The organism is Peribacillus frigoritolerans, assembly GCF_004358755.1.
Lineage (GTDB): Bacteria > Bacillota > Bacilli > Bacillales > Bacillaceae > Bacillus_P.
Map to the genome: position 1 here is coordinate 1 of NZ_SMZY01000012.1, position 19,984 is coordinate 19,984.

Annotated in this window: 20 protein-coding genes, 1 tRNA gene, 1 rRNA gene, 1 other RNA gene and 1 other annotated feature; of the genes, 5 read left to right on the top strand and 18 right to left on the bottom strand. The window is 42.2% G+C overall.

From position 1 onward, the window contains the following. Positions 1–304: 304 nt before the first annotated feature. From E2R53_RS22700 to tadA, 7 genes are all read right to left on the bottom strand, one after another. Positions 305–571 carry a pro-sigmaK processing inhibitor BofA family protein gene (locus E2R53_RS22700; protein ID WP_070875721.1) on the bottom strand — a complete coding sequence of 89 codons (267 nt, stop codon included), beginning with the start codon at positions 569–571 and terminating at the stop codon, positions 305–307. A 64-nt stretch (positions 572–635) separates the two neighbouring features. After that, a complete protein-coding gene (locus E2R53_RS22705; RefSeq protein WP_070875720.1) occupies positions 636–857 on the bottom strand; it encodes a YaaL family protein in 222 nt (73 codons plus the stop codon). A gap of 30 nt (positions 858–887) precedes the next feature. Continuing rightward, the gene (gene recR / locus E2R53_RS22710) at positions 888–1,484 is read right to left on the bottom strand and encodes a recombination mediator RecR (protein WP_133313928.1); all 597 of its coding nucleotides are present in this window, start codon (positions 1,482–1,484) and stop codon (positions 888–890) included. A gap of 10 nt (positions 1,485–1,494) precedes the next feature. Then, positions 1,495–1,821, bottom strand: coding sequence for a YbaB/EbfC family nucleoid-associated protein (locus E2R53_RS22715; RefSeq protein ID WP_070875718.1), 327 nt, complete (start codon positions 1,819–1,821; stop codon positions 1,495–1,497). Between the two features lie 18 nt (positions 1,822–1,839). After that, positions 1,840–3,537, bottom strand: coding sequence for a DNA polymerase III subunit gamma/tau (gene dnaX, locus E2R53_RS22720; protein WP_133313929.1), 1,698 nt, complete (start codon positions 3,535–3,537; stop codon positions 1,840–1,842). Between the two features lie 204 nt (positions 3,538–3,741). Continuing rightward, an RNA gene (gene ffs / locus E2R53_RS22725) (signal recognition particle sRNA large type) lies at positions 3,742–4,007 on the bottom strand. Positions 4,008–4,092: 85 nt separating this feature from the next. Then, the gene (gene tadA, locus E2R53_RS22730; RefSeq protein ID WP_133313939.1) at positions 4,093–4,584 is read right to left on the bottom strand and encodes a tRNA adenosine(34) deaminase TadA; all 492 of its coding nucleotides are present in this window, start codon (positions 4,582–4,584) and stop codon (positions 4,093–4,095) included. A gap of 64 nt (positions 4,585–4,648) precedes the next feature. Between tadA and E2R53_RS22735 the strand changes: the two genes are divergently transcribed. Together E2R53_RS22735 and E2R53_RS22740 are read left to right on the top strand one after the other, a co-directional pair. Further along, a complete protein-coding gene (locus tag E2R53_RS22735) occupies positions 4,649–5,194 on the top strand; it encodes an isochorismatase family cysteine hydrolase (RefSeq protein WP_133313930.1) in 546 nt (181 codons plus the stop codon). A gap of 68 nt (positions 5,195–5,262) precedes the next feature. Then, complete coding sequence (locus E2R53_RS22740) at positions 5,263–6,555, top strand: LysM peptidoglycan-binding domain-containing protein (RefSeq protein ID WP_133313931.1); 1,293 nt, start codon at positions 5,263–5,265, stop codon at positions 6,553–6,555. Positions 6,556–6,669: 114 nt separating this feature from the next. Here E2R53_RS22740 and E2R53_RS22745 read toward each other — a convergent pair whose 3' ends face one another. Genes E2R53_RS22745 through hppD form a run of 4 tightly spaced genes read right to left on the bottom strand, consistent with a single transcriptional unit; the run spans position 6,670 to position 10,520 of the window. Continuing rightward, positions 6,670–7,821 (bottom strand): homogentisate 1,2-dioxygenase, encoded by a 1,152-nt coding sequence (locus E2R53_RS22745; RefSeq protein ID WP_133313932.1) that lies wholly within the window; start codon positions 7,819–7,821, stop codon positions 6,670–6,672. A 4-nt stretch (positions 7,822–7,825) separates the two neighbouring features. Continuing rightward, the gene (locus E2R53_RS22750) at positions 7,826–8,755 is read right to left on the bottom strand and encodes a fumarylacetoacetate hydrolase family protein (protein ID WP_133313933.1); all 930 of its coding nucleotides are present in this window, start codon (positions 8,753–8,755) and stop codon (positions 7,826–7,828) included. Between the two features lie 7 nt (positions 8,756–8,762). Further along, positions 8,763–9,371: a flavin reductase family protein gene (locus E2R53_RS22755; RefSeq protein WP_133313934.1), complete on the bottom strand. Its 609-nt coding sequence runs from the start codon at positions 9,369–9,371 to the stop codon at positions 8,763–8,765. 33 nt (positions 9,372–9,404) lie between these two features. Beyond that, entirely contained in the window at positions 9,405–10,520 is a 1,116-nt protein-coding gene (hppD, locus tag E2R53_RS22760) for a 4-hydroxyphenylpyruvate dioxygenase (RefSeq protein WP_133313935.1), read from the bottom strand. Between the two features lie 266 nt (positions 10,521–10,786). Here hppD and E2R53_RS22765 point away from each other — a divergent pair, with 266 nt between their 5' ends. Next, positions 10,787–11,428 (top strand): deoxynucleoside kinase, encoded by a 642-nt coding sequence (locus E2R53_RS22765; RefSeq protein WP_070877759.1) that lies wholly within the window; start codon positions 10,787–10,789, stop codon positions 11,426–11,428. Further along, entirely contained in the window at positions 11,425–12,093 is a 669-nt protein-coding gene (locus E2R53_RS22770) for a deoxynucleoside kinase (RefSeq protein WP_070877760.1), read from the top strand. Before E2R53_RS22765 ends, E2R53_RS22770 begins: the two co-directional genes overlap by 4 nt. 141 nt (positions 12,094–12,234) lie before the next feature. On the opposite strand, the gene E2R53_RS22775 is transcribed toward E2R53_RS22770, so the two are convergent. The 6 genes from E2R53_RS22775 to guaB form a co-directional block, all read right to left on the bottom strand. After that, positions 12,235–12,327: transfer RNA gene (locus E2R53_RS22775), tRNA-Ser, on the bottom strand. Positions 12,328–12,448: 121 nt separating this feature from the next. After that, positions 12,449–13,726 carry a serine--tRNA ligase gene (gene serS / locus E2R53_RS22780; RefSeq protein ID WP_133313936.1) on the bottom strand — a complete coding sequence of 426 codons (1,278 nt, stop codon included), beginning with the start codon at positions 13,724–13,726 and terminating at the stop codon, positions 12,449–12,451. A gap of 52 nt (positions 13,727–13,778) precedes the next feature. Further along, positions 13,779–13,994, bottom strand: a binding site (T-box leader). Positions 13,995–14,050: 56 nt separating this feature from the next. Continuing rightward, complete coding sequence (gene pdxT, locus E2R53_RS22785) at positions 14,051–14,641, bottom strand: pyridoxal 5'-phosphate synthase glutaminase subunit PdxT (protein ID WP_133313937.1); 591 nt, start codon at positions 14,639–14,641, stop codon at positions 14,051–14,053. Positions 14,642–14,661: 20 nt separating this feature from the next. Next, positions 14,662–15,546, bottom strand: coding sequence for a pyridoxal 5'-phosphate synthase lyase subunit PdxS (gene pdxS, locus E2R53_RS22790; RefSeq protein ID WP_070877763.1), 885 nt, complete (start codon positions 15,544–15,546; stop codon positions 14,662–14,664). 200 nt (positions 15,547–15,746) lie between these two features. Beyond that, on the bottom strand, positions 15,747–17,111 hold the full coding sequence (locus E2R53_RS22795; protein ID WP_206197422.1) for a serine hydrolase: 1,365 nt from the start codon (positions 17,109–17,111) through the stop codon (positions 15,747–15,749). A gap of 167 nt (positions 17,112–17,278) precedes the next feature. Beyond that, positions 17,279–18,745: an IMP dehydrogenase gene (guaB, locus tag E2R53_RS22800; RefSeq protein ID WP_070877765.1), complete on the bottom strand. Its 1,467-nt coding sequence runs from the start codon at positions 18,743–18,745 to the stop codon at positions 17,279–17,281. Positions 18,746–18,862: 117 nt separating this feature from the next. Between guaB and E2R53_RS22805 the strand changes: the two genes are divergently transcribed. Then, positions 18,863–19,822, top strand: coding sequence for a YaaC family protein (locus tag E2R53_RS22805; RefSeq protein ID WP_133313938.1), 960 nt, complete (start codon positions 18,863–18,865; stop codon positions 19,820–19,822). A gap of 94 nt (positions 19,823–19,916) precedes the next feature. On the opposite strand, the gene rrf is transcribed toward E2R53_RS22805, so the two are convergent. Continuing rightward, positions 19,917–19,984: ribosomal RNA gene (rrf, locus tag E2R53_RS23875) — 5S ribosomal RNA — on the bottom strand; the annotation flags it as partial.

The window sequence follows — 19,984 nt, forward strand, 5'->3', positions numbered from 1 at the left end:
GGCACGCCGCCAGCGTTCGTCCTGAGCCAGGATCAAACTCTCCGAAGAAAATTTGTGACTCAATTTGTTGCTGACTTAAAAATTTAAAACGTTTGGTACGCTTTTGGTTTTGTTTAGTTTTCAAAGAACTTTTTGTGTCGCGTTCTCTCGAAGCGACCCCTTTAATATATCATTCATCACTCTGTTTCGTCAACAACTTTTTTAAAAAGTTTTATGTAACGTCATCAGCGACGTTTATTAATATACCACCTCCTCTAAGGGGTGTCAACAAAAAAATTAGAACAAGCGAAACAATCCGCCTGTTCTAAGATAAGATCACCATTTTTATAATAATTAATGCAGCAACACCCGGCAAACCAAGCAATCCAGAAATACCCGCAGTCGTCAGATTAATGGGGATGTGCAGCCCTATGCTTGTACCAAATGCATTAATGAAAAATAAAAATAATGCACCTATTACAACTTTCACAAGCACTTGACCTGCCCAGCGCATGGATCTGAGCGGTGCGCCCGCAACAAGCAGCAGGATGATGATTCCTCCGAGAATGGAAAAAACGTAGACGGGTTCCATTCCACCACTCACTTTCATTATTACTTTCTAAATATCTATGAAAGCCTGGTGAAAATAGAACAAGCTATTTCTTGCCGATTGTAATATTTCTCTTTTTTGCTTCTCTTAATAAGAAGAAGTATTTAGATTGAGCAACTTTTAATGCATACAGTATTTCAGGAGATGGCTCCACACTTTTATCAACAAGCTGTTTTTGACGATTCCAGTCATCTTTCATATAAATGAGGTCATCCACCAGCAGCTGATCATATTCTTTTCTGAGCCAGCCTTTTCTGCGAAAAAACAATGAAACTTCCCCTCTCCGGCCATCCCGATATTAAAGCTCGCGTCTTCCTTCTAGAGCTTTTGATAAAGTTACTTCATCCGCATATTCCAGATCTCCGCCTACAGGAAGGCCATGTGCGATCCGCGTTATTTTAATTCCTGTCGGCTTTAATAGCCTGGAGATATACATAGCTGTTGCTTCACCCTCAATGTTTGGATTGGTAGCAAGTATGATTTCCTGCACCGTATCGTCCTGAAGTCTTTTCAGCAGTTCCGGAATCTTGATATCCTCAGGTCCGATGCCGTCCATTGGAGAGATTGCACCTTGAAGCACATGATACAGTCCAGAGTATTCTTTCATTTTTTCCATCGCGATGACGTCTTTTGGATCCTGAACGACACAAATGACGGTTTTATCTCTTCTTTGGTCTTCACAGATATAACAGGGATCCTGATCTGTAATATGGCCGCACACAGAACAGTACGTGAGATTTCTTTTGGCATTGACCAAAGCCTTTGCAAAATCCAGTACAACATCTTCTTTCATATTCAGTACAAAAAAAGCCAGACGAACGGCCGTCTTCGGGCCAATTCCTGGCAGTTTCATAAAGCTGTCAATCAGCTTTGATATCGGTTCAGGATAATGCATTCCATTCCTCCTAGAACATGCCTGGCAAGTTCATGCCTTTTGTGAATTTGCCCATTGTATCGTTTGTGAGCTCATCCATTTTCTTCAGAGCGTCATTTGTAGCAGCAAGAACTAAATCTTGAAGCATATCGATATCTTCCGGATCTACAACTTCCTCTTTAATGTTTACATCGATGACTTCTTTGTTTCCATTAATCGTAACAGTGACCATTCCGCCGCCAGCTGTTCCTTCGATTGTTTTTTCAGCCAGTTCTTCTTGCGCTTTGGCCATATCTTTCTGCATTTTTTGCATTTGTTTCATCATTTTTTGCATGTTGCCCATTCCGCCACGGTTCATAATAAATCTCCTCCAATATTAATCTTTTATTTCAATGAGATCTGTACCCACTAGTTTTTTTGCTTCAGCTATGAGTGGATCCTCGTCTTCATCAGGGGAATCGCCGTCCTCATTCTGACGCTGATCACGTATGTAATCTTCTCTTATTTTACCCCATTCTTGTTCTGGAACGCCAACCATTTCCATGTTTCGTCCCGTTAATTCCAAAAGAATGGCTTCCATATTGCTGCGGACCTGATTGTTATTATCCGCTACCATTTTACAATGGATTTCATATTTAAACTTTAACACAAATGCCGTTTCTGATGCAGCTACAGGTTCACTGTCTGTCAGAAGGGCCGCATGTGATACTTTGTTTTGCCTGCGCAAATAATCAAGCAGCTCTCCCCAGCGGCTCTTAATAGCTGCCAGGTTTTGTTTAGTAGCATCTTTCAGAATTTCCTGAATCCTGCCTGCTGGCACTTTGTACCCGCTCCGGACAGCTTTAGGGGCCTTTTGTTCACTTTGCGGGGCTTGCTGTCCGCTGATTGTGATTCCCTGTTTTTTCAGAAGCTCTAATTCATTTGCAAGTTTCTTTACTGTTGCTTCAAGCTCAGTATGATTTGCACTTCCGCCTGGCTGAACAGCTTTTGCCTCATGCTCTGAAAGCTTAATAATTGCCACCTCAAGGAAAATACGCGGGTGATTTGTCCATTTCATTTCCTGCTGGCTTTTGTTCAGCACATCAATCGCGTGATAAATGGTACCGGAAGGCATCTGTTTAGATAATTCCACAAACTGTTCATCTACTGTAACCCGCTCTAAAACTTCCTCAAGCTGCGGCGCTGTTTGATACAGCAGCAGATCCCGGTAGTAGTAGATAAAATCTTCTACAAGTTTAGATGCATCCTTTCCCTGATTCATCAGTTCATCTAAAGCCTGCAGAGCACCAGATACATTTTTATTGAACATAGCGGAAATTAATTCGCCTATCATCGCCTGTGAGACTGAGCCTGTTATGAGCAGCGCATCGTCTAATGTAACGGTTTCATCACTGAAGGAAATGGCCTGATCAAGCAAACTCAAGGCATCACGCATTCCTCCGTCCGCTGCACTGGCTATGACCTGAAGGGCAGCAGTATCAGCTTCTATCTCCTGATCTGTAATGATCTCCTGCATTCTCCCGACAATTGCAGCCGCTGTAATTCGTTTGAAATCAAATCTCTGACACCTGGAGATAATCGTCAGCGGGATTTTGTGGGGTTCTGTCGTGGCTAATATAAAGATGACATGCTTAGGAGGTTCTTCAAGCGTTTTTAACAAGGCATTGAAAGCTCCAATTGAGAGCATGTGCACTTCATCAACGATATAAACCTTATATTTCACCGAAGACGGTGCATATTTTACTTTATCGCGTATATCCCGTATTTCATCTACTCCGTTATTTGAAGCAGCATCTATTTCAATCACATCGGAAATGGAACCATCTGTGATGCCAAGGCAGGCAGAACATTCATTGCACGGTTCCGCAACCGGAGCTTTTTCGCAATTGACTGTTTTCGCAAAAATCTTGGCCGCACTCGTTTTTCCTGTTCCTCTTGGTCCGGAAAAAAGATAGGCATGCGAGAATTTTTCTTGCAGCAGGGCATTTTGAAGTGTTCTTGTAATATGTTCTTGACCTACGACATCATGAAATTGCTGCGGCCGCCAAACACGGTATAAAGCCTGATAACTCACATAACGCCCTCCTTCAAATTCATCTCTTCTATTATACCTTATGGAATTACTATTTTACAAAGGGGACAACACCGAAAAGCGGAACCGACTGGCCGAGGGACTAGGAGGTGAAGCTGGACAACGAAGCGCAAAATACTTTCTTATCTTTACAAAATAAAAAACCCACCCTGCAAGAGGATGGGTTGTTCATTATAAATTAAACTGCCGTGCACCTTCCGTCGATTAGTGTCCATAAGCGTTACTTAAGCAGTTAGCTCGGCCCAGGCAACCCTGCGGCACATGAGAGGTTCCACTTAATGCTGCTTCCTTCCGGACCTGACATGGTTCATGGATTCCCATTGCGCAGGACCCAGACGTCAACACCACTTACTTAAGGCAGGCCCTACAGACAGCTAACCTCGGGAAAGGGATTCGGCCTCGCTAGAGCGGATTGCGAGTACAGGGCACCGCTACCTCCCCGCTTAGCACGGCAAAATTGATACCTGATTAAGGTGCGCCGTTTAGTACGACGCATAACCTAGTATATAGTCTTTTAGAGAAAAATGCAATATCCAGCTACTGTAAATTTTTTGAAGCAGCCTTTTCAGCTTTTTTCTTTTTTCTTAAATCCCTGAAGAAATCACTGAGCATATTGCCGCATTCATCTTCAAGGACTCCTTTGGTCACCTCAACCTGGTGATTAAATCTTTTTTCATCCAGAAGATTCATAAGGGTTCCCGCACATCCGCCTTTCGGATCTGCAGTGCCGTAAACCACTCTTTTTACTCTCGAAAGAACAATCGCCCCAGCGCACATCGGACAAGGCTCAAGGGTTACGTAAAGCGTCGAATCCTCAAGTCTCCACGTTCCCATTGAGGCGCATGCCTGATCAATCGCAATCATTTCCGCATGGGCAATCGACCTTTGCTCACTTTCTCTGAGATTATAGCCGGATCCTACGATTTCATCGTTATGTACGATGACCGCACCGATTGGAACTTCGCCGAGTGTCTTTGCTTTTAATGCTTCTTTTATTGCAAGCTCCATATATAATGTGTCCTTATCCATCATGTACTCCTTATAGATTTATTCATTATGGCACAAGCTAATCTCTGTAAAGGAGAGATGACGCTTGGATAAAAAAGAGACCTGTGCCCTGCTCATTATAGATATGATAAATAATTTTAAGTTTAAGCATGGTGAAGTGCTGGCTGATGAAGCAAAACAAGTTTCTGAAAACATTTTTTCGTTAAAAAAGAGAATGCAGGCAAAAAAATGTCCCATCATTTATATAAATGATCATTATAAGTTATGGCAGGCTGATTTTCAAAAGATTTCTGAAAAGTGCACAAATGAATTGAGCAGGCCCATCATCAAACAGCTCTATCCGGATGATACGGATTATTTCTTAATTAAGCCCATGCATTCAGCCTTTTACGGAACTGCCTTAAACATGCTTCTCGACAACCTGAAAGTGAAGCATCTTATTTTGACAGGGATAGCCGGAAATATCTGTGTTCTTTTTTCAGCCAATGATGCCTATATGCGGGGATATAAACTGTCCGTTCCGTCTGACTGTATTGCTTCAAACGACAAACAAGATAATGAATATGCTCTGCGCATGATGAAAAATGTCCTTCAGGCAGATATAGGCGATTCCCGTCAAATAAAAATATAACATGCTGCCGCTCGTTCCTTCATAAGATGTAACAGAGAGATTATGACGAATGAGTGAGGGGAATCAATATGCAGATACATATTGTCCGGGAAGGACAAACTTTATATGGAATAGCCCAAGCTTACAGCACGACTGCTGAAGAGATTATCCGGACAAATGAAATACCTAATCCAGGCCAGCTTGTCATTGGCCAGACAATCGTCATTCCGATAAAAGGGCGCTTTTACTGGGTGCAGCCGGGAGATACTTTATGGTCAATCAGCAGGAGATACGGTTCAACTCCAAAGGAATTGTCTGAAGTCAACCAAATCTCGATCAACAGTCCGCTTCAAATAGGGTTCAGGCTTTATATTCCCGACCGTCCAAAACAAAAAGCTGAATTCAACGCTTATATTGAACCTTCCGGAAATCAGGTAAGTCCTGAACTGGAAGAAAGCGCCCGTGAAGCAGCGCCCTATTTAACCTACCTCGGACCGTTCAGCTTTCGTATTCAAAAGGATGGCACTCTAAAAGAGCCGCTCTTAAATGACTTTGCTAATATCGCCAAAAACAATAGAGTCACGTTAATGATGATCGTGACGAATTTAGATGATGAAGGTTTCAGCGACGAAATTGGACGAATCGTTCTTACTAATCAGGATGTCCAGAATAAGCTTCTCAATAACATCGTTGAAACCGCTAAGAAATACGGCTTCCGCGATATCCATTTCGATATGGAGTATTTAAGGCCTGTAGACAGAGAAGCCTATAACCGTTTTTTAAGAAAAGCAAAAGCCCGCTTTAAGAAAGAAGGCTGGCTCATTTCTACGGCACTGGCTCCTAAAACAAGTGCAGATCAAAAAGGAAAATGGTACGAGGCACATGACTATAAAGCACACGGCGAAATTGTCGATTTTGTAGTAGTGATGACCTACGAATGGGGTTATAGCGGCGGACCGCCAATGGCTGTCTCCCCGATTGGACCGGTTCGGGATGTCCTTGAGTACACACTGACTGAAATACCGGCAAATAAAATCATGATGGGGCAGAATTTATACGGTTACGACTGGACCTTGCCGTTTAAGCCTGGGGGAGAATTTGCAAAAGCCATCAGCCCCCAGCAGGCCATCCGCTTGGCAAGTCAGTATAACGTCGCCATTCAATATGATATGAAGGCTCAGGCTCCTCACTTCAACTATCGCGATAAAGAAGGAAGAGAGCATGAAGTCTGGTTTGAGGATGCACGTTCCATACAGGCTAAATTTGATTTAATGAAAGAACTTAAGCTGAGAGGTATGAGCTATTGGAAACTCGGGCTCTCATTCCCGCAAAACTGGTTATTGATTGCAGATAACTTCGACGTTGTCAAAACACCAACATAAAAAGCAGCCTGATCCGGCTGCTTTTTTATGAGATAAGAAAGTATAAAATTTTACGCTTCGATGGCGAGCGGAATCGCTCAGGCTCCTCGGCCAGAACGGGCGCTTGCGCTTTTCTTATTTTTCAACCCATGTATACATATAATCGCCATCTTCTATTTTTTTAGCCTGTTTGACGATTTTAAGCGGACGGAACGTATCAATCATCACTGCAAGCTCAAGTGCTTCTTTTTTCCTGATGCTTGCTTCCGTTTTTCCAGGATGAGGTCCATGCGGTATTCCGCTCGGATGAAGCGTAATGGACCCCTGTTTGATCCCTTTTCGGCTCATAAAATTTCCTTCTACATAGTAAAGCAGTTCATCGCTGTTGACATTACTGTGATAGTAAGGCGCCGGAATTGATTCAGGATGATAATCGTACATTCTCGGCACGAAGGAGCAGACAACGAAATTATGGCCTTCAAATGTTTGATGAACAGGCGGGGGCTGATGAATCCGTCCTGTAATCGGTTCAAAATCCTCGATATTAAATGCCCACGGATACAAGTAGCCGTCCCACCCCGCTACATCAAAAGGATGGTGGTTAAAGGTATGCTTATGCATATAGCCCCTGGATTTCGTCAGCACTTCAAACTCGCCTCTTGCTTCAAACGTCAGAAGCTGTTCCGGCCCCCGAAAATCTCTTTCGCAAAACGGACTATGCTCTAAAAGCTGGCCGTATTCATTCCGGTATCGTTTAGGAGTTGTAATCTGGCTAAACGATTCGATAAAAAGGATCTTTGTTTCCGCTTCAGGAACAACACGATAGATAGTGCCGATTGGGATGTTAATGTAATCACCAGGACGGTATGTGATGACTCCGAACATTGTCTCAATCGTTCCATTCCCAAAATGGACAAAAAGCAGTTCATCTCCATCACCATTCCGGTAATAGGATTCCATCGGCTTTTCTGCAAGAACTGTGCCTATTAAGAGGTCGTCATTTCCAAGGATATACTCTCTAGCCTCAAAAGCATCCCCCTTAGATTGCAGAGCGTCTGTAAAGAAATGCCTGTGCTTCAAAGAATCCATCTGTTCATATTCAGGAAGATAGGAATGAAGAAGCTCTGATTTCGCTACCTCTGTAGGCATGTAATGATGATACAGAATGGATTGTGTGCCTGAAAACCCCTTCGTCCCCATAACTTGCTCCCGGTAAAGGCTTCCGTCTTCTTTTTTAAACATTGTATGTCTCTTATGCGGGATTTTGCCTAACGCGCGATAATACATGCTCTCACCTGCTTTTAGCTGCAATTTTATTTTTCAGCGAGCCCAGACCTTCTATTGTTAATTCGACCTCATCTCCCGGTCTTAAATATCGATGCACTTCTTCCCCAAGCTCTAGAATACACCCGGTTCCAACGGTCCCTGAACCAATCACTTCCCCCGGATATAAGGTGACCCCTGCAGAAGCCCGTTCAACCATTTGGGCAAATGAATAGTAGATATCTTTTAAATTCCCTTTTGATATCACTTTTCCATTAACAGCCGCTTTCATCGTTAAATCATACCGGTCTCCAGTCTTATGTGGTTGAAGCTCCTGTTTTGACACAAGGTATGGTCCAAGCGAGGTCGCGAAATCCTTTCCTTTCGCAGGACCAAGACCCACTTTCATTTCTTCTCTTTGAAGATCACGCGCACTCCAGTCATTCATGATGCAGTATCCAAAAATATATGCGTCTGCTTCACTTGCCGGGATGTCACTCCCTTCCTTTCCAATAACACAGGCAATCTCAAGTTCATAATCAAGCGCCTCGCAGCCCGGAGGCACTTCAATCCATTCATCTGGACCCTTCACTGCCAGGTGATTTGTAAAATAAAACACCGGAAATTGATACCACTCTGGAATGACATCAAGTCCTCTTTTCCGGCGGGCGGTTTTCACATGGTCTTCAAATGCATAAAAATCGCGAATGCTCACCGGCCTCGGAATAGGCGCGGACAGCTTCACCTCTGAAAGCCTGTAAACCCCCTGTTCCTCCTCTTTAAACGGATTCATGGCATGAATAGATGGCAGATATCGATCATGCTCTGCTAAAAATTCTTGAATAGATTTGGGCAGGAAACCATGGCTGACAGCATGCATATCAATGACCAGATCATCTCCCTGAAGCCATCCCGCTGCCTGTCTGCCGGACCCGGTTTGAAATGTCACAAACTTCATTTAGATTTCACCTTCTTATAATCTCAAACGTATCTGTCATTGGTTTTGTATACATGTGTCCGGCAAGACGCCCGATCGGCTTTAATTGATCAGAGTCAATTTTCCCTTCATAGAAAAGACCATCATCAACATGGATATGCCTCACCTTGCCAATGACAAGACTGCCTGATCCCGCTTTCTCTCCAAAATGCAAGACTTCATGCAGCCCGCATTCCAGGTGAACCAGGCTTTCTTTTACGCGAGGAGGGGCAACTGTCTTGCTTTTTGCCTTCGTCAGCCCGCTTTGAATAAATTCATCCACTTCCGGTTCAAAATCTCCTGCGCAGCGATTCATTTGTTCTGCTATCTGCTCACTCACAATATTGATGACAAATTCCTTCGTGTTTTCAATATTGATGAGAGTATCTTTTTTAGATCCATCTGTCCCTTTTCTCATAGGAGAGAAACAAACCATCATCGGTTCTGCTGAGATCGCGGTAAAAAAGCTGAACGGAGCCAAGTTTGCCGCTCCTTTTTCATCAATAGTCGACACGAAAGCGATAGGCCTTGGCAAGATCGAGCCAATCATTAATTTATAGGCGTCTTTCCAGTGAAGCGATTCGGGCATGACATCCATCTTTATCACCTTGCTTTCATGGGGATTAAGTATTTATAAATTACCGCGTCGCTCCTGCTCCCGCTCGATGGATTCAAAAAGCGCTTTAAAATTGCCATCCCCGAAGCCTTTCGCTCCTTTTCTCTGAATCACTTCTATAAAGACTGTCGGACGGTCGACAATCGGCTTGGTGAAAATCTGCAGCAAATACCCTTCATCGTCACGGTCTACTAAAATATTTAGTTCTTTCAGCTTATCAATCTCTTCATCAATGTCTCCGACACGTTCGCTGAGGGTTTCATAATAAGTCTCAGGCGTATTCAGGAATTCCACGCCATTTTTCTTTAGAATAGCTACTGTAGATACAATATCTTCTGTTAAAATCGCAAGATGCTGTACACCTGGTCCTTTATAGAACTCAAGGTACTCCTGAATTTGTGATTTGCGTTTTCCCTCTGCAGGTTCATTTATAGGAAATTTAATCCGCCCTCCATTATGCATAACCTTCGACATAAGAGATGAATATTCTGTGCTGATATCTGAATCTGTAAAATGGCGCATTTCTTTAAAACCCATAACTTTTTCATAATAAGAAACCCATTCCTGCATGCTCTCTACATTTCCGACAACATGGTCGACTCCAATGATTCCTGCTTCTGTATAAGGAATTTTCATTTCAGCCGCTTCAAACCCCGGCATAAATGCACCCTTGTATTCTTTTCTCTCTATTAAAGAATGGATGGTGTCTCCGTATGTACCGATTACGGCTTTTTTAACGGATCCTTGTTCATCCTTCAGCTCAAATGGCGGTGTAATCGCAATAGCTCCTCTAGATACAGCTTCGTTGTAAGCCTTTTCAATATTATCAACGACTAAAGCAATGTCTCTGACACCGTCCCCATGCTTCTTGACGAATTCAGCTACGCGTGAGGTATCATTTAAAGAACCTGTAATAACTAAGCGTACTTTCTGCTGCTGCAGCACATAGGATACAGTTTCCCTGTTCCCTGTCTCAAGTCCTGAATAAGCGACGATTTTAAAACCGAAGGCTGTACAGAAATAGTGAGCCGACTGCTTGGCATTGCCTGAATACATTTCCAGATAATCAACATCTTTCACCGGAAAAAAATCTTCAACCTGACTGTCCATCGCTGCTGTTTCCTCACGCATATAAACCCCTCCATTTTATGAATATTATTACTATTCCGAATACATCATACGGAAAAAGCAGAGATGGAAGCAAGAGTGCTGAGTAAAGCTATAACGCTTTTCTGCAATGATGCAACCCCTAGTGCATCCGCATAAAACCTGTACAACTATGAGAGGATAATTGGAAACTTTTCTTTTTTGTAAAAAGCTTACTCTTTTCATATTGTCACTGTGATACAATAAAATTTGTCTGTTTTGATAGATTTTTTTGCGTAGGAGGACCCGTGATGAATGGCGTACCGTTTATTACCGTGGAAGGACCGATCGGCGTTGGGAAAACTTCGCTTGCACGAGCGATAGCAGAACACTATCAATTTCATTTGCTGAAAGAGATTGTGGATGAGAATCCGTTTCTCGGCAAATTTTATGAAAACATTGAAGAGTGGAGTTTCCAGACAGAAATGTTCTTCCTGTGTAATCGATATAAACAGCTTGAAGATATTGCACAGTTATTTTTGAAAAAGAGTCAGCCTGTTGTGGCAGATTATCATATTTATAAAAATCTTATTTTCGCAAAGCGCACTCTTAAAAATGAACAATACGATAAATACCTTGATATTTATTCAATTTTAACAAGCGACATGCCAAAGCCGAACTTGATCATTTACTTGAATGCAAGTCTTGATACATTGCTTAACCGCATTGATATGCGCGGAAGGGAGATCGAGAAAAAGATCGATCCCGGCTATTTAAAGCAGTTATCAGAGGATTACGAAGTGGCCATGTCACAATGGGAAAAAGAACACCCATCCATCCCCGTACTGAGATTCAGCGGAGATGAGCTTGATTTTGTACAAAACGAAAAAGATTTAACCTATATATTTAAACGCCTGGATGAATCTTTACATGAAGGAGTTACCAGTAAATGAACTTGAGAGAGAAATACAGCATTCCCCACAATGCCGTCATTACCATTGCAGGAACAGTCGGTGTAGGAAAATCAACGATGACAAATGCTCTTGCAAATGCACTTAATTTCCGCACCTCATTTGAAAAAGTAGATACAAACCCTTATCTTGATAAATTTTATGCAGATTTTGAAAGATGGAGCTTTCATCTGCAAATCTATTTCCTTGCTGAAAGATTCAAAGAGCAAAAGCGGATTTTTGAATACGGCGGAGGCTTTATCCAAGATCGATCGATATATGAAGACACCGGCATTTTTGCCAAAATGCATTATGAAAAAGGCACAATGACAGAAGTGGATTATGAAACATACACGAATTTATTCGATGCAATGGTCATGACACCTTACTTCCCTCATCCTGATCTATTGATTTATTTAGAAGGCAGCCTTGAGGATATTTTATCCCGCATCAAAGAACGCGGACGTCCGATGGAGCAGCAGACTCCAATTGCATATTGGGAAGAGATGCACCGCCGCTATGAGGATTGGATCAATAATTTTAACGCATGTCCTGTTTTGCGACTGAACATAAACGATTATGACATTATGGCAAACGAAGGTTCAATTGAACCGATTGTCGAGCGTGTCGGACATTTTATCGAGCAGACAAGATTACTTAAAAAATAACCGGTTTACATCGGTTATTTTTTTTGAAGTTTTTTTTTGTATTAAGCAAAAAATCTATACAAAAAACCTGCAGCAATGTATGCTGCAGGTTTTATCAATCTCCAATACTTATGCGCTAAACATTGGATTTTATATGTAATATGGAGGAGGTAGAGGGATTCGAACCCCCGCGGGATTTGACTCCCCTGTCGGTTTTCAAGACCGATCCCTTCAGCCGGACTTGGGTATACCTCCCTGCTGACAAGAATTAATATAACATATTGATTTTGGGCTTGTCAACGATTCTAAAAAACTTTTTCAAAAAAATTTAAGGAAGGGCCAAAACGGATTTTAGCCCCTTCTTGAATGGTTATTATTATCGTGAAATGACTTCTCTATTCCCCATATATGGACGCAATACTTCAGGAATAACAACAGTTCCATCCTCCTGCTGATAATTCTCGAGGATGGCGGCAACTGTTCTGCCAATCGCAAGACCAGATCCGTTCAGTGTATGAACAAATTCAGGTTTTCCTTTAGGCTCACGTCTAAAACGGATTCCTGCGCGACGCGCCTGGAAGGCTTCAAAATTACTGCAAGATGATATTTCGCGGTATGTTTCCTGGCTCGGTATCCATACTTCAATGTCATATTTCTTTGCAGCCGTAAATCCAAGATCTGCTGTACACATTCTAAGCACACGATAAGGCAGACCCAAAAGCTGAAGAACTTTCTCTGCATGTCCTGTCAGTTTTTCAAGCTCATCATAAGAATCTTCAGGTTTAACAAATTTCACAAGCTCTACTTTATTAAACTGATGCTGGCGGATTAATCCTCTAGTATCTCTTCCTGCAGAGCCAGCCTCAGAACGGAAGCAAGAGCTGTAAGCCGCATAATTGACCGGAAGCTGATCGATAGAGAGAATCTCTTCACGGTGCATGTTGGTTACAGGCACTTCAGCTGTAGGAATTAAGAAGTAATCTTCGCCCGCAATTTTAAATGCATCTTCTTCAAATTTAGGCAGCTGGCCTGTTCCAGTCATGCTGTCACGATTTACGATATACGGAGGCAGCACTTCTGTATAGCCGTGTTCATCGATGTGCAAATCAAGCATAAAACTAATCAGTGCACGCTCGAGACGTGCACCTAAGCCGCGGTAAAAAACAAAACGGCTGCCGGTTACTTTACCCGCACGTTCAAAATCTAAGATCTCAAGGTGATCGGCAACATCCCAGTGTGGTTTTGGTTCAAATGAGAATGCAGGGACTTCTCCCCATTCACGGTGAAGAATATTATCGTCTTCCGTTTCGCCTACAGGCACACTTTCATGCGGGATATTAGGAATAGACAGCATTAACGTTTCAAGCTCTGCCTCAACCTGGCGAAGCTCATCGTCCATTTCTTTCACGCGGTCGCCAACTTCACGCATTTCTTTTATTAAATGATCGGCATCTTGTTTTTCACGCTTTAAAACAGCAATTTGCCCTGAAACTTCATTTCGTTTGCTTTTAAAGCCTTCTACTTTTGAAATCAGTTCACGGCGTTTTTGGTCAAGCTCCTCGAACTTGCTGAAGTCGCCTAAATCCTCTCCGCGATGAGACAGCTTTTCTTTTACTTCTTCAAAGTTAGCGCGCAAATATTTAATATCCAGCATGACAAAACTCCTCTTTATGTTTTTTTGCAAATAAAAAACTCCCGTCCCCTGGTAAAGGGACGGAAGTTATATCCGCGTTGCCACCCTAATTGAAGGCAGATTGCCTTCCTCTTAAGCAGGATAACGGCCTGTACCGGACATGTCTACTCTCCGAAGATTTCAACATCTCATTCAAGGATGGATTCACAAGGATCTAACACCGATTTTCACCAGCCACCGGCTCTCTAAGAAAGAAGCACTTGCTACTATTTCCTGTCGTCATGTTTTTCATGTTCAATTAAGTAATTCATAATTTACTACAAGTTTGATACGGTTGCAAGGTTTTTATACACTTAATTTTGCTTTTGTATTTTCAACCATGCGCACAAACAGCCCAGTCATCCGGTGATCATCTGTTAATTCTGGATGAAACGAACAGCCCAGGAACTGTCCTTGACGCGCTGCAACGATTCTTCCGTTATGCTTAGACAGAATCTCCACATCTTCTCCAACTTCGACAATATGAGGAGCCCTGATAAACACACCAACGAAATCTTCAGCAACATCCGTAATGTTCAGTTCTGCTTCAAAGCTTTCACGCTGACGCCCAAATGAGTTTCTCTCAACGGTAACATCCATTACTCCAAGATGTCCTTCGCTGTAACCCACAATGTTTTTAGCAAGAAGAATTAAGCCGGCACAGGTTCCAAACATCGGTTTTCCCTGCTCAGCGAAGGCTTTCAGCGGACCCATGAACTCATATTTATCAATCAGGCGGCGCATCGTTGTGCTCTCTCCGCCCGGCATAATGAGTCCGTCCAGTTCATCAAGCTGCTCAGGACGCTTAACTACGACTCCTTCTGCACCGCTTGCCTCTATTGATCGGATATGTTCTCTTACAGCACCTTGAAGGCCTAATACACCAATTTTAAGCATTGTATTCTACTCCTTTATCATTACCAGCCGCGCTCTTGCATTCTGTTCTCAGGAAGCAAAGTTGAGATCTCAATGCCTTTCATTGCTGTTCCAAGTCCCTTTGAAAGACTTGCAATCAGTTCATAATCCTGATAGTGAGTTGTTGCTTCAACGATCGCACGGGCAAATTTTGCAGGGTTTTCAGATTTGAAGATACCTGAACCTACGAATACACCGTCTGCTCCTAATTGCATCATTAGAGCAGCATCTGCCGGAGTTGCAATTCCGCCTGCTGCAAAGTTTACAACCGGAAGGCGTCCCTCATGCTTGATTTGAAGAAGAAGCTCATAAGGCGCGCCTAACAGCTTCGCTTCTGTCATTAATTCATCCGTGCTCATTCCAATGATTCTGCGCACTTGGCCATTTACTTTACGCATGTGGCGAACAGCCTCAACGATATTTCCTGTACCAGGCTCGCCTTTTGTGCGGAGCATAGAAGCACCCTCAGCAATACGTCTAGTAGCTTCCCCTAAATCACGGCATCCGCAAACAAAGGGAACTGTATAATCACGTTTATTTAAATGATACTCTTCATCAGCAGGGGTCAATACTTCACTTTCATCAATGTAATCGACACCCATTGCTTCTAATATGCGAGCTTCAACGATGTGGCCAATACGTGCTTTTGCCATAACTGGAACCGTTACAGCCTTCATTACTTCTTCAACAATTGTAGGATCTGCCATACGGGCAACTCCGCCTGCAGCACGAATGTCAGCAGGAACGCGCTCAAGTGCCATTACAGCAACTGCTCCAGCTTCCTCAGCGATCTTTGCTTGCTCTGCATTGACTACGTCCATAATGACGCCGCCTTTTTGCATTTCTGCCATTCCGCGTTTTACACGATCTGTACCTGTGTTATTCATTCTATATCCCCCTCATATTATGTAAAATTTCATTTTGCACATATAGCTTATTCTATCCTAAGTTATTAAAAAATCATATCAAAATTAAAGGGATTATTAAAACAATTCGCACAAAGATAAGCGGAGCCGCCAGTTTTAATCCTAATATATCCATATATGTAAAAAAGACTTACTCATATTGAGTAAGTCTTCTCTTTCAATTAAAACCAGCCTGTCACAGTGTCCGTCACTGTTCCCCAAAGACCGCCGAAGAATCCGCCGATTCCTCTCATGGATAAAACAAACCAATTGGCTTTTTCAACACCGCTTTTTGTGACGATATCAACATTAGCGTCGCTTTTTTCTTCTAAGAAGCCCAAATCTTGGCCTTCACCTTTGTACTTTACTGTCATATAGCCGATTTTTTCGCCTTTTTTGACAGGAGCCTGTACTTCATTATCTGCATTGACCTTCTTTTGATCAAATACATAATTTGGCTCATATGATTCTTTTTCACCATTCTTAACAACTAGATTAAGCGGTTCTTTTGTTGCTACAGCTACTTCTTTTTCTTTCCCTTTCACAACGGAGAGGTCAGATTTATTTTTGATTTGGTAGTTTTCAGGATAAACTTCTTCCATCTTAAAATTGTTATAAGCATAATCGATCATTTTTTTCGTTTCTTTAAAACGAGGAGTATGAAGGGTGCCGTCATCACTTGCAGCGTTTAAGACGACAGTAATAATGCGCATGCCGTTTCGTTCAGCAGTCGCTGTAAACGAAGAACCTGCTGATTTAGTAGAACCTGTTTTTAAACCGTCTACACCTTCTGTTTCAAATAATAAACCTTCAAGCATCCAGTTCCAGTTATCCATTTTGATTGCATCTTCTGTGCCTTCTCTGAATACTTTTCTCGGAGTACTTGCTGCCTCTAATACTTCTGGATAATCATTTATTAATTTTTGAGAAAGCAGCGCCATATCGCGTGCTGACATTTTATTCTCGGCATCTGCTGTCGTGCCATCAGGATGCATTCCTGCTAGATCTCCATTTTCTAAACCAGTTGAGTTCACAAATTCGAAGTTTTTAAGACCAAGCTCTTTAGCTTTTTCATTCATTAATTTTACGAAATTAGACTCAGATCCTGAAACGATTTCTGCTAAAGCAATAGCTGCTCCGTTTGCAGAATAGATGCTCATCGCTTCATAAAGCTCTTTCACATTGTATGTACCGTCTTTTCGTAATGGGACGTTTGACAGTCCGCGGTTTTGTGAAATTCTATAGACATAATCACTTGGGGTGTATGTTTGATCCCACTTGATTTTCCCTTTATCGACTGCTTCAAGAACTAAGTATTCTGTCATGATTTTAGCCATACTTGCAATCGGAAGCAGGTCGTCTGCATTTTTCCCGTATAGAATTTTACCTGTAGACGCTTCTACTAAAATTGCACCTTTTGCATTAACTCCAACTGCATCATTTTCTGCCGCAGATGCCTGTGCTGCCGGCAAAACAACTGTTATTGCCAGAACCGCAGCTAACAGCACGGACAGCAAACGCTTAAACTTCATGTTGCTCAAATTCATAACCTCCACCGTTTTTTTATCTATTTTTATATTCAATTATTGACCTGAGTGACAAACAACAAAGTCGATTTTATCACACTATGATCAAAAAAAATAGACAGAGTCTGAGACTCTGTCCTAAAGATTGAACATTGTATTACATTTCAGGTAAATCGACCTAGAAGCGCTTATGAAAGCGAATAGTTCGGTGATTCTTTTGTAATTTGAACGTCGTGAGGATGGCTTTCGCGAAGACCTGCACCCGTCATGCGGACAAACTGTGAATTCTCCCGAAGCTCTTCTAAGTTTGCCGTTCCGCAATATCCCATACCAGAGCGAATACCGCCGACCAGCTGATAAATCGTATCTGAAAGAGGTCCTTTATAAGGAGTTCTGCCTTCAATGCCTTCCGGAACAAATTTCTTGTTGTCTTCCTGGAAATAACGGTCTTTGCTTCCTTTTTCCATCGCGCCTACAGAACCCATGCCACGGTAGACCTTAAATCGTCTTCCCTGGTAAATTTCTGTTTCGCCCGGGCTTTCTGACGTACCTGCCAGAAGACTGCCAAGCATAACGGCATGACCGCCTGATGCTAATGCTTTTACGATATCGCCTGAATATTTAATTCCGCCATCTGCGATAATAGTAATGCCTAGCTTGCGTGCTTCCGTCGCACAATCATAAACAGCTGTGATTTGAGGTACACCTACACCTGCTACAACACGGGTTGTACAAATAGAACCAGGTCCGATGCCTACCTTAACGACGTTTGCTCCAGCTTCTGCAAGTTCTCTTGTAGCGGCAGCTGTTGCAACATTTCCTGCAATAATATTCAGATCAGGGTATTCGTTTCTGATCGTTCTGACCATATCGATAACGCCCTTTGAGTGGCCGTGGGCTGTATCTAGCACAATTGCATCAACGTTAGCCTCAACCAGCTTTTTAACACGAAGCATGGTATCTGCCGTAACGCCTACTGCAGCACCGACAAGCAAACGTCCATGCTCATCTTTTGCTGAATGCGGGAACTCAATTACTTTTTCGATATCTTTAATCGTGATTAATCCTTTTAAAACACCCTGGTCATCAACCAGCGGAAGTTTTTCAATTTTATGCTTTTGCAAAATGCTTTCTGCTTCTTTTAGAGTTGTTCCGACGTCTGCCGTTACTAAGTTTTCTTTCGTCATCACATCAGAGATCTTGATCGAGAAGTCTTGAATAAATCTCATGTCACGATTTGTAATAATGCCTACAAGCTTCTGCTCATCCACATTATTTACTACAGGTACACCTGAAATGCGGTATTTACCCATTAAATGCTCTGCATCAAAAACTTGATGATCCGGAGTTAAAAAGAATGGATTTGTAATAACGCCTCTTTCAGAACGTTTTACCTTATCAACCTGCTCTGCCTGCTGTTCAATGGACATGTTCTTGTGAATGATGCCCATTCCGCCTTGTCTTGCCATCGCAATCGCAAGCTGAGCTTCAGTAACAGTATCCATTCCGGCACTAATGATTGGGACATTCAGCTTTAATGTTGGTGTTAAATTCACACTTAAGTTTACGTCTCTTGGAAGAACCTCGGACTTAGCCGGTACAAGCAATACATCATCAAACGTTAAGCCTTCTTTTAAAAATTTACTTTCCCACATCATTAAATCCCCCTCTTAACGGCAAAATATTATTAGTAGATTAACAACTAGCCAACCCACTGTCAAGAACAGGCAAAAGAGTTTAAAAATTTAGAAAAAAGAAAGGGGAGCTGCAGGATGATGAAAACAGACGTCTGGAACCAGTTAAAATCATATCAATCAACAGAAACGGTCCAAAAATTTTTGGAAAAATGTTATAAAAAAAATCAGCAGCCAACACCTGCCGAATTATCCTATCAAAACAGCTATCCTTTTGTTTACCACCTAAAGCATGCTGAAAACTTTTATCTTTCATCTGCAAGTGCCGCACTGCCTGTACAGCCTATGCTCCTGTTCTACGGAATGTCTCAGCTTATGAAATCATGTATTTTAACATTAGATCCTGAATATCCCGCAGCTTCATCCGTTCTTGCACATGGAGTCTCAACAAGAAAACGGAAAAAACAGCAATACCGCTTTTTGCAGGATGAAGTGAAGATACAGAGAAATGGTTTATTTGCTCACGCAGCGTCTCATTTATTTAAGCTTGAACATGTAGAAAATGATAAGTACTCCATGCAGGAGCTTTTAAAAAGAATACCTGAACTAAGCGATTTATTCAGCAGACATAAAGAGAAGAACGTTCATATTGCATCCCATTATGAAAACAAGCAAATACATATTCCAGTTGAAGCGGCAGCCTCTTATCATATGACACCGGAAAGGCTGCTTGAATACCTAAATTATCATTTTCAATTAAGCGGTGAAAGCTATTCTGATCACAGCATCACTTGTCATCTGCCAGAACGCTTCAGCGCTTTCTACAGTCTGCCATTTCTGTACAATGGACAAACAGACGATTATACCTTGCCTGCATCTTTGAACGATCTTAATGGATTGCCTGAATTTATGGCTCATTACTTATTACTGTATAACTTAAGCATGATCTCACGATATGAAACCGAGTGGTGGTATGAACTGATGCTAAGCCATTCACAGGACGATTATGTTTTCATCGTCCGATTTCTTGAAATCACGAAAGAGAAAATACCTCAGTTTACGCTTGCGTTTTTGAATGAATTGTGGGGAAAGGGGTAAGTGCACCAACCCCAGTCTCCATCAATTGCCCTTGACATTCTCCTTTTTTTATACAAAAAAAGAACAGCATCTCTGCTGTTCTTCTTTTATGCGTGCCTGGCAACGTCCTACTCTCACAGGGGGAAACCCCCAACTACCATCGGCGCTAAAGAGCTTAACTTC

Excerpts from the sequence above, each read along its gene's own strand:
- E2R53_RS22700 (WP_070875721.1), bottom strand. The coding sequence starts at position 571 with ATGGAACCCGTCTACGTTTTTTCCATTCTCGGAGGAATCATCATCCTG.
- recR (WP_133313928.1), bottom strand. The coding sequence starts at position 1,484 with ATGCATTATCCTGAACCGATATCAAAGCTGATTGACAGCTTTATGAAA.
- E2R53_RS22715 (WP_070875718.1), bottom strand. The coding sequence starts at position 1,821 with ATGAACCGTGGCGGAATGGGCAACATGCAAAAAATGATGAAACAAATG.
- tadA (WP_133313939.1), bottom strand. The coding sequence starts at position 4,584 with ATGGATAAGGACACATTATATATGGAGCTTGCAATAAAAGAAGCATTA.
- E2R53_RS22740 (WP_133313931.1), top strand. The coding sequence starts at position 5,263 with ATGCAGATACATATTGTCCGGGAAGGACAAACTTTATATGGAATAGCC.
- E2R53_RS22745 (WP_133313932.1), bottom strand. The coding sequence starts at position 7,821 with ATGTATTATCGCGCGTTAGGCAAAATCCCGCATAAGAGACATACAATG.
- E2R53_RS22750 (WP_133313933.1), bottom strand. The coding sequence starts at position 8,755 with ATGAAGTTTGTGACATTTCAAACCGGGTCCGGCAGACAGGCAGCGGGA.
- E2R53_RS22755 (WP_133313934.1), bottom strand. The coding sequence starts at position 9,371 with ATGGATGTCATGCCCGAATCGCTTCACTGGAAAGACGCCTATAAATTA.
- hppD (WP_133313935.1), bottom strand. The coding sequence starts at position 10,520 with ATGCGTGAGGAAACAGCAGCGATGGACAGTCAGGTTGAAGATTTTTTT.
- E2R53_RS22765 (WP_070877759.1), top strand. The coding sequence starts at position 10,787 with ATGAATGGCGTACCGTTTATTACCGTGGAAGGACCGATCGGCGTTGGG.
- E2R53_RS22770 (WP_070877760.1), top strand. The coding sequence starts at position 11,425 with ATGAACTTGAGAGAGAAATACAGCATTCCCCACAATGCCGTCATTACC.
- serS (WP_133313936.1), bottom strand. The coding sequence starts at position 13,726 with ATGCTGGATATTAAATATTTGCGCGCTAACTTTGAAGAAGTAAAAGAA.
- pdxT (WP_133313937.1), bottom strand. The coding sequence starts at position 14,641 with ATGCTTAAAATTGGTGTATTAGGCCTTCAAGGTGCTGTAAGAGAACAT.
- pdxS (WP_070877763.1), bottom strand. The coding sequence starts at position 15,546 with ATGAATAACACAGGTACAGATCGTGTAAAACGCGGAATGGCAGAAATG.
- E2R53_RS22795 (WP_206197422.1), bottom strand. The coding sequence starts at position 17,111 with ATGAATTTGAGCAACATGAAGTTTAAGCGTTTGCTGTCCGTGCTGTTA.
- guaB (WP_070877765.1), bottom strand. The coding sequence starts at position 18,745 with ATGTGGGAAAGTAAATTTTTAAAAGAAGGCTTAACGTTTGATGATGTA.
- E2R53_RS22805 (WP_133313938.1), top strand. The coding sequence starts at position 18,863 with ATGATGAAAACAGACGTCTGGAACCAGTTAAAATCATATCAATCAACA.